The sequence below is a fragment of the Mesorhizobium sp. M1A.F.Ca.ET.072.01.1.1 genome (assembly GCF_004023325.1).
In the GTDB taxonomy this organism is placed as follows: Bacteria; Pseudomonadota; Alphaproteobacteria; order Rhizobiales; family Rhizobiaceae; genus Mesorhizobium.
The window spans coordinates 1-8,555 of the sequence record NZ_RZSF01000294.1 but is presented as its reverse complement, the minus strand read 5'-3'; the positions used below and the strand labels follow the sequence as shown (position 1 = coordinate 8,555).

General features: G+C 64.8%; 6 protein-coding genes and 1 pseudogene. 6 read left to right on the top strand and 1 reads right to left on the bottom strand.

What is annotated here, in order from left to right; all coding sequences use genetic code 11:
* The 5 genes from EOA32_RS29035 to EOA32_RS29015 all read left to right on the top strand — a co-directional run.
* Window positions 1-909: type VI secretion IcmF C-terminal domain-containing protein (locus EOA32_RS29035; protein ID WP_281015292.1), on the top strand; the 909-nt coding region annotated here is incomplete at its 5' end.
* Window positions 910-1,062: 153 nt separating this feature from the next.
* A complete protein-coding gene (locus EOA32_RS29030; RefSeq protein WP_066989102.1) occupies window positions 1,063-1,827 on the top strand; it encodes a protein phosphatase 2C domain-containing protein in 765 nt (254 codons plus the stop codon).
* 5 nt (window positions 1,828-1,832) lie between these two features.
* Window positions 1,833-4,466: a serine/threonine-protein kinase gene (locus EOA32_RS29025; protein ID WP_128373545.1), complete on the top strand. Its 2,634-nt coding sequence runs from the start codon at window positions 1,833-1,835 to the stop codon at window positions 4,464-4,466.
* An 11-nt stretch (window positions 4,467-4,477) separates the two neighbouring features.
* Window positions 4,478-4,978: a DUF1036 domain-containing protein gene (locus EOA32_RS29020; protein WP_245307622.1), complete on the top strand. Its 501-nt coding sequence runs from the start codon at window positions 4,478-4,480 to the stop codon at window positions 4,976-4,978.
* On the top strand, window positions 4,975-7,395 hold the full coding sequence (locus tag EOA32_RS29015) for a M23 family metallopeptidase (protein WP_128373544.1): 2,421 nt from the start codon (window positions 4,975-4,977) through the stop codon (window positions 7,393-7,395). The genes EOA32_RS29020 and EOA32_RS29015 overlap by 4 nt, the downstream gene beginning before the upstream one ends.
* Before the next feature lie 54 nt (window positions 7,396-7,449).
* On the opposite strand, the gene EOA32_RS29010 is transcribed toward EOA32_RS29015, so the two are convergent.
* Window positions 7,450-7,983: an OmpA family protein gene (locus tag EOA32_RS29010; RefSeq protein WP_189407448.1), complete on the bottom strand. Its 534-nt coding sequence runs from the start codon at window positions 7,981-7,983 to the stop codon at window positions 7,450-7,452.
* A gap of 241 nt (window positions 7,984-8,224) precedes the next feature.
* Between EOA32_RS29010 and EOA32_RS29005 the strand changes: the two are divergent.
* A pseudogene (locus EOA32_RS29005) lies at window positions 8,225-8,555 on the top strand (hypothetical protein); the annotation flags it as partial.

Here is an 8,555-nt window from a genome sequence, read left to right as displayed (position 1 = left end):
CTCGATGCGCTGACGCAAAACTTCCACGACATCTACCAGAGCGTGAAGCTGGCAGCGGATGTCCCCGCGCAGACGGAGCGCGTCAACGCGAACCTGAAGCTGCAGATTTCGACGATGCGCGCCAATGCGTCGCGCCTGCCCAAGCAGCTCGCGCGCATGGTCGACGCGGCGGCGGACGAGTTCGAAGGCAATGTCGCCGAGACTTCGGTAGCCAACCTCAACCAGATGCTCGACGAGACGGTCACGCGCCCCTGCGAGGAAGCCGTCAACGGCCACTATCCCTTTGCCGGCGACGGCAGCGAGGAAATCTCTCTTGCCGATTTCGCCAAGCTGTTCGCACCGGGCGGCCTGATGGACCGGTTCTTTGCGCAGAACCTGACGCCGCTGATCGACATGACAGGCCAGGACTGGACCTGGAAGCAGGAGGCCCGCTCCAGCCGCGACCTCGCCAAATCGACCTTGAAGGCGTTCCAGGCGGCGGCGGAAATCCGCAGCGCCTTCTTCGCCTCCGGCGGTTCGGCGCCGTCGGTCTCGATCACCTTCACGCCCTCCTCTCTGAACAGCGAGGTCGACAGTGCGGTGCTCAACGTAGATGGGCAGACGGTGCAAAGCACGCAGGCCGGCAATGCGCCGAGCACGGTGACATGGCCGGGCGGCGGCGCTTCCGGATCCGCGAGCCTCAGCCTGACGCCGGAGATGCCCGGCCGCGAGTCCGCCCTCAAATTCGAAGGGCCATGGGCTCTGAAGCGCCTGCTGGACAAGGCGAGCGTCACCAGCAACGGCGCCGGCGCCGAGGCGCGCTTCGTGATCGGCGGACGCGATGTCGCCTACAAGATGGAGAGCGGCTCTGGCGCCAATCCCTTCCTGCTCCCGGCGCTGTCCGGGTTCAGCTGTCCGAAGGCATTCTGAGATGGCGCCGTCATGGTCGATCGGATCGTTCCCGAGCACCACCGTCTCTCGCCTTCATTTTGATACTCTAAAGTATGCGCTTGTGGCAAACTGGCCTGGGCACGCGGCCCATCGTTCGTCACAGAGGACGCTCGCGAAGCGCTTGGTGGCAAATTGAGCACTGTCGCCCTTTCCATTGAGAGTTTCGGCGTCAGCCACAAGGGCTGTGTGCGCGACCACAACGAAGACAACTATCTGGTCGAGCAACAAGCCGGCCTTTGGGTGGTGGCCGACGGAATGGGCGGCCATGAGGCCGGCGAGGTCGCTTCGGCCAGCATCGTCGACCACCTGGCGACGATCGGCATTGCGAGCTCGGCGCCGGACCTTCGCGCCCGTTTCGAGGACCGGCTGAGCCGCGCCAATGCCGAGATCCGCAACATATCGCGTTCGCGCGGCATCACCATCGGCTCCACCTTCGCCGCCCTGCTCGCCATGGAGGGGCGGTTCGCGGGCCTGTGGGCCGGCGACAGCCGCATCTATCTGGTACGCGGCGGCGCTATCTCGCAGATTTCCAGAGATCATACCGAAGTCCAGGAGCTGCTAGACCGGGGCATGATCAGCGCGGAGGAAGCGCTCACCTGGCCGCGCCGCAATGTGATCACCCACGCCGTCGGGGTCAGCGACGAACTCGAGATCGATTTTCAGCAAGGCGAGCTGATGCCGGGGGATATCTTCGTATTGAGCACCGACGGGCTCACCGCGCATGTCAGCGACGCGGAGATCGAAGCGGCGGTGAAGTCCGCGCCGCCGCAAGCCGCGTGCGAGAAGCTGCTGGAGACGGTGCTGGCGCGCGGCGGAACGGACAATGTCACCATCGTGCTGGTCAGGATCGGCGACGGACGCAACGGACCGCTCGATGCGGATCGGTCCAGGGGCTGAGACAGATGAGCAACGACGACAGGACGCGGATTTCGCCGAACCTCGCAAATACCGGCGTCGGCACGCAGCTCAGCGGCATCTACGAGCTCGACGAGCGCATCGCATCCGGCGGCATGGGCGAAGTCTATCGCGGCCACAATATCCAGACCGGCGACCATGTCGCGATCAAGATCGTGCTGCCCGAGTTCGCGCGCGACCAAACCATTCTGTCGCTGTTCCGCAAGGAAGCCTCGATCCTCAACCATTTGTCGCATGACGCGGTGGTGCGATACCACGTCTTCACCATCGATCCGGGGATCGGCCGCCCCTACCTGGCGATGGAGTTCGTCGACGGCCAGTCGCTGTTCGATGTCATGCGGCGCGGCCCGATGGCGCCACCGGACGTGCGTCGGCTTTGCCATCGCCTCGCCTCGGGCCTGAGCGCCGTGCATCAGGCCGGCGCGGTCCACCGCGACCTTTCGCCCGACAACATCATCCTGCCGGGCGGCCGGGTCGAGCGTGCCAAGATCATCGACTTCGGCATCGCGCGCTCGGCGAATGTCGGCGGCGAGACGCTGATCGGCGGGAAATTCGCCGGCAAATACAATTACGTCTCGCCCGAACAGCTCGGCCTCTATGGCGGCGAGGTCAGCGAGCAATCCGATATCTACAGCCTCGGCCTGGTGCTGGCCGCCGCGCTGCGCGGGAAGCCGCTCGACATGAGCGGCTCGCAATATGAGGTCATCGAGAAGCGCCGCACCGTGCCGGACTTGTCGGACATCGATCCCGATTTCCGCGAGCTCATCGAAGCGATGTTGCAGCCGGATCCTCAAGACCGGCCCGCCAGCATGGCCGAGATCGCCAGGGCAACGCGCGACGACGACCTCGACGCGACCTTGCCGCCGCCCGGATCGTTTGCTCCGCGCGAACGATCCGGCTTGCCGCGCGCCGGCTGGACGGCGTTGCCAAACTCCAGTCCCCCGGCTTCTGCTGCCTCCGACGAACCGCGTTTCGTTCCGCATGTGCGGCCTGCGCACCTGTCGCAACCGAGCCCGGCGCCGGCGGCGGCTCCGGCCAGTGCCTCAAGCCGACCTGCGGAGCGAAAGCCCTCGCGGATCCCGGCTATAGCGGGCGGCGTCGCGGTTCTGGCAGTCCTGGCGGCGGCCGGCGTCTATTTCAGCGGCGCGTTGGTCACTCCGCCTGCCGTTGAAAAGCCTGGGCCTCTTACGCCGAAGCCGGCAGCAAAACCCGTCGCGGAAGCGCCCAAGCCGGTAGTGGAGGCATCGACGCCTCAGCCAGAGGCACCGCAACCTCGGCCGCAAGCGCCGGCCGAACCGCAGCCGGAAGCACCGAAGGCGGACAGCTCAGCCGCCGTTGAGCCGGCAAAGCCTGCCGCTCCGGCTCTGCCGCAACCGCAAGACACGACACAACCCGTCCAGAAGCAGGCCGAGACTGAGCAGAAGCCGACACAGCCTGCCCTATCGGCTGCGCCGCAACCGCAGGACAAGACCGCCCAGAAACAGGCGCAAGTAGAGACCGGACAGAAATCCGAGCCGACACCGCCTGCCCCTTCAGAGAGCCTGGCCAAAAACAACCAGGCGAAAGCCTCGCAGCCGGGGGAGGCCGAACCGGCTCAGCCGTCGGTCGAGAACTTGCCGGCACCCCTGCCGAAGGCAGCGGAAAACCAAAGGCCGTCGAGCCCGACAGCGGAAGCTGCTGCGGCGCCGGAAGCAAAACCGCCAGCGACGAAACCGAGCGCATCCGACCTCGTCGACGCTCTGTCCAAATTGTCGAAGTCGAAGACGCCGGCGCCGCAAGTTACGGAAAACCAAAATCAGGCGCCGGCTTCGACTGCGCGCCAGCCGGCAGCGCCCGAAGCGGCTACTCAGCCGGCAAGGCCGAAAGTCTCGACCACACAACCGGCACCACTGCCGCAGCCACCGCCGGCCAACAAGCCATCTCAAAATACCGACGTCGCAATCAATCTGCCAAAGCCCCAGGTTCCGCCGCCGGCAAACAAAACCGACGCGTTGGCTCAGCGCGCCTCCTGGGTGCGCGACTTCAGCGGCGGCAATTGCTTCTACGCGACCCTGACATCGGCAACGGGCACATCCGCGGCCATCGAGGGATTCGGAACCGCCGTGCAGCCTTTCGAGCAACTGCTTGGTGCGTTCCAGTCCAGGTTCAACGTGGAGCCGGACATCAGCGTGCGCCTGATTACCCCATCACAATGCGGCGTACCCACCTTCCTGCACCTTCTCGATCGAAGCGAGGCTGAACGACCGCAGCTCATGCTCGACCGGACATCGGTGCCCGACGGATCACCGATCAGCGGCACGCTGGTAACGCGCGGGGGGCTCATCTCCAGCGTGTTGCTGATCAACCACAATGGCACCGCCTTCAACCTCGACAGCCGCATGGTCGCGCAGCCGGACAGGGCGACCTTCAAGATCGCCATCGATCTCGCCGCTGACGACAAGGCGGCCGGCAAGGCTTTGCCTCAGGTCATCCTGGTGATCACCGGGCCACGGGACGTCCAGGCCGCGATGTTCGCGGGCCCGACCCCCGCCTCGGAAGTGCTGCCCCGGATCCTTAAGGAGATCCAGGCGGACGATTCCGGATTTTCGGCCACCGCCAAGTATTTCCGGCTTGGCGGATAGCGCGGACGCCGATGGTTCTCTGCCGCCTGCTCTCTTCCACCCTGTCCCAGTCACGCAAGGAGCGCGGACCGATCCGGCCTGTTGCTGATCGCATCGGCCGCATGAAGCTTGCTGCGCTTGCCGGCACGGCTTTGCTCTCCGTGCTATCCGTCAACAAGGCACATGCCGAATTCACCGTCTGCAACCAGACGCTCGACGTCGTCAACCTCGCCGTCGGACAGAAGGTCGACGATGCCGACCAGACCGACGGTTGGTGGACGATCGGCGCCAACCAGTGCGTCAACGTCATCCGCGAGGAGCTGACCAACCGCTACATCTACATCTACGCCACGGACGTCTTCGGCCATGCGATCCTCACCGGATCGATCGAGATGTGCATCGACCGGCGCCGCTTCTCGATCCGCGGCATCGACGAATGCTGGCAGCGCGGCCATATCGCGGCGCGCTTCGTTGAGGTCGACACGCAGGAGCAGGTGCGCTGGACCTATTTCCTGAGCGGGAACGGCCCGTGACGCACAGCATCGACACGAGCTTCAAACTGAAGAAGCAGGCGCGCCTTGCCGAGCGGCGACGCAAGCTATGGCGCTGGATTCTTTCCGGCGTTGCGGCACTCGTCCTCGTCTCGACAGCCACGGGTTTCTACCTCACACGCGATTACTGGTCCTTCGGCGACGAGGACGAGGAACTGCATCCGGTCGAGGGGATGGATGACGTGCCGCCCGACGCTTCGGTCTATGTGCCGGCCATCATCGACCTCGCCGGCGATCCGATGTGGATCACGCTGGCGCCCGATGCCGACACGGCCAAGGGCAAGACCGTCGCGCGCCCGGCCGAGCTCGACAGTTCCGGCGCCTCGCCGCAGATCGAAATCCTGTCCGACGTGATGTTGAGCGCCAGCGAAAAATTCATGACGACGATCCCCTCGACGCAGGAGGATTTCGCCTTCTTCCAGGCGCAGCGGCAGACCGCGACCAAACCTCCAGCGATGGGACCCGATCAGCAAGCTGCCCCGCCTACACCGGGCGCAGCCGACGACCAGCAAGGCGATCTTGAGAACGACCTTCAGGCCGCACCCGACGAGAGCGAAGCTCCTGCCGGTTCAGCGCCCAAGGCGGATGCCGATGATCCGGAAGCGGGCTGGGGCGAGACCGTCGACCAGGGCGAGGCTGCCCTTCCCGCGTTCAAGAAGACCCAGATCGAGAACAACACGACCGTTGCGACCGTCAGCAGCGAATACCAGCGCTTCGAGGCGACCGAGGACACATTCGTAAAAATCCTCAACGACCGCAGCCTGGACAGCGTCGTCGCCGATGCGCATTTCTCCGCCGACGACGCGAAGCTGGCGGGCGAAGCGCTGAAGACGCTGTTCAACCGCGACGGGCTGGGGGCGGGCTTTGTCGTGGCGATGCGCGGATTCAGGCCGAACCGCGAGACCACCACCATGTCGCTTATGCAGGTCTCGATCTACGCCAGGAATGTCTATGTCGGCACGCTGACGCGCAATGCTGCGGGCGCGTTCGTGTCGGGCGTCGACCCGTGGGTGCGGGAGGACCTTTTCAACTATTCAGGCGCATCCGACGAAGGCGGGCCCAAGCGCCAATATCGCCTGCTCGATGCGATATATTCGACGGCCGCCCGCAACAAGGTTCCGACCAGCGTGATCGGAGAGGCCATCATGTATCTGTCGCGAGGACAGGATCTCGACGCCTTCGCCAGCGAGGACCAGCGGCTGGTGCTGATCTACTCGCAGACGCCGCGCGGCCAGGGCGAAATCTCAGGACGGGTCCTCTATGTCGGCGTTCAGGGCACGGAGAAGACGCTCGACTGTTTCGTCTTCCAGCAGAGCGACGGCCAGTATGCGTGCGTGACGGGCAATGACGAGGTTCGCTCGCTCAACGTCACCAACGGCATGGTCACGCCGGTGAGCGGGGTGATGACCTCGACGTTCGGCCCGCGCAAGCACCCGATCCTGGGCACCGTTCGCATTCACAAAGGCGTCGACTGGGCCGCTCCGGTCGGCACGCCGATCATGGCCGCCTTCGACGGCGAAATCACCTTCCAGGGCGATGGCGGCAGCTATGGCAATCTGGTGAAGATTACCCATGCCAACGGGCGCGAGACGCGCTACGCGCATATGCAGAAATTCGCCATCGCGAGCGGCGTCGGCACCAAGGTGAAGGCCGGCGACGTCATCGGCTATATCGGCACCACCGGACTTTCGACCGGTCCGCACCTGCATTTCGAGCTCTACCAGAGCGGCCAGGCGATCGATCCGCTGGGTACGGTCACCACGGTCGCCACCTATGCGTCCGGCGGCGCCGGCGGCGGCTACGGCGATGCTGCCGTCGAGACGCTGACCGACCGCATCGTCCATGTCGAAAGCGGCGGCAAAGCGCGAGCCAAGAACCCGCTCTCCTCGGCGACCGGTGCCGGTCAGTTCATCACCAAGACCTGGATCCGGATGATGAACACCTATCGGCCCGATCTCGCCCGCTCGCTGTCGACCGCCGACCTGCTCGCGCTCCGCTACGACGCCACGCTGTCGCGCGAGATGGTGCGCAATCTGGCGCGCGAGGGCGAAGCCTATCTTCGCGCCCGCGGCCACCAGATCACCGCCGGGAGGCTCTATCTCTGCCATTTCCTGGGCATGGAGGGTGCTGCCCAGGTGCTGGCGTCGCCCGGCTCGGCGCAATTGAGCGCAGTGCTCGGCTCCGCCGTGATCCAGGCCAACCCTTTCCTTACCGGCAAGACCACCAGCTACGTCGTCGACTGGGCCGAGCGGAAAATGGGTCAGAAGGTGACCCGCTTGGCGTCGTCCGATCAGAACCAGCAGACGACCACAACCCAGGTCCGACAGACATCGCCGGAGTTCGAGAAATACAAGCAGGCCGTCACGGCCCTGATAAGCTCGATCCAGGCGACCCTCTGAGGCCCTGTCGCGCTACCGTCGATCGCTGTTCGCAGCGTGAGTGATTCGTGCGGCTTATTCCGTCCTGATCCGCATCTCGACCCGGCGGTTCACCGGATCGTAGGGATTGGCGACGCGCGGGTGCGACTTGCCGAGACCAATAGCTTCGAGCCGGGTGGCCTGTACGCCGTTCGCGGTCAGGAATGCGGCAACCGATTTCGCCCTGCGCTGCGACAGGTCCTGATTGTAGCGATCCGAACCCGAAGCATCGGTGTGGCCTTCGACAACGAAGCTGAACGAACTCAGCCGGTTGTCTTTCAGCGCCTTGGCGAACTCGTCGAGCTCGGTGCGCGCGGTCTGGTCGAGCTGGGCCGAATCCAGCGCGAAATTGATCATCATGTCGAGCCCGGTTTTGGTCGGGGCCGCGTTCTGGTCGTTCTTGCTCTTGCACTCTTCTTCAGTGCCGACGCAGATCCCGCGCGTCGCGCCGAGATTGCTCGCGCCGGTGAAGAACTTCACGATGTCTTCGGATTTCTGAAGCGGATCAGCGGAAACGTGCGTCGAAAAAAGCACGGCCGCCAATGCAAAGGCTGAACTGGCCCACCGCATGACCGTTACTCCCTGTTTGAGCGGATCTCCTGCGGCGGACGATAGCAAATCTCGCGCCGGTTGTCTGTGAACAAACACACGCTGCGAGCGCTCGTCATTTGCTAAGCTAATGCTTGACCAGCGCCTCCGCCGGGGCTTCAGTATCTCTATTCCTAATAAGGGCGTGGCAGCCATGGCGAGGGGGCTCCGGTTCAGGACGGCGCGGGATCTCTTCAGCGCTTGCCCGGCCATTGCCCGGGACATGAAAGCGGTCCCGACAGACCAGCCCTCGATCGAGTTTTGCCGCGCGCTGCTCGCTGGACGCGTTCCGGAGGAGGCAATCACCTTCTGCGCCTATCTGCTGCCCGAGCGGCCCGCGATCTGGTGGGCGCATGAGTGCCTAAGCAACCTTGCCGAGCTCCTCGGCGACACGGACCTCGAATTGCTTGCGCTCGTCGGCGACTGGGTCGGCGAACCCGGCAATCCCGACCATCGCGAGGCGGTGGCCCAGGCCGTTGAGGTGCCGCCCGCGACGCCGGTTTCCTGGATCGCTTTGGCAGCAGGCTGGCGCGACGGCGACTCGGGCATCGATC

What these genes read in the sequence shown, in the direction of transcription:
- EOA32_RS29020 (WP_245307622.1), top strand. Translation starts at nt 4,478, where the DNA reads ATGGTTCTCTGCCGCCTGCTCTCTTCCACCCTGTCCCAGTCACGCAAG.
- EOA32_RS29025 (WP_128373545.1), top strand. Translation starts at nt 1,833, where the DNA reads ATGAGCAACGACGACAGGACGCGGATTTCGCCGAACCTCGCAAATACC.
- EOA32_RS29010 (WP_189407448.1), bottom strand. Translation starts at nt 7,983, where the DNA reads ATGCGGTGGGCCAGTTCAGCCTTTGCATTGGCGGCCGTGCTTTTTTCG.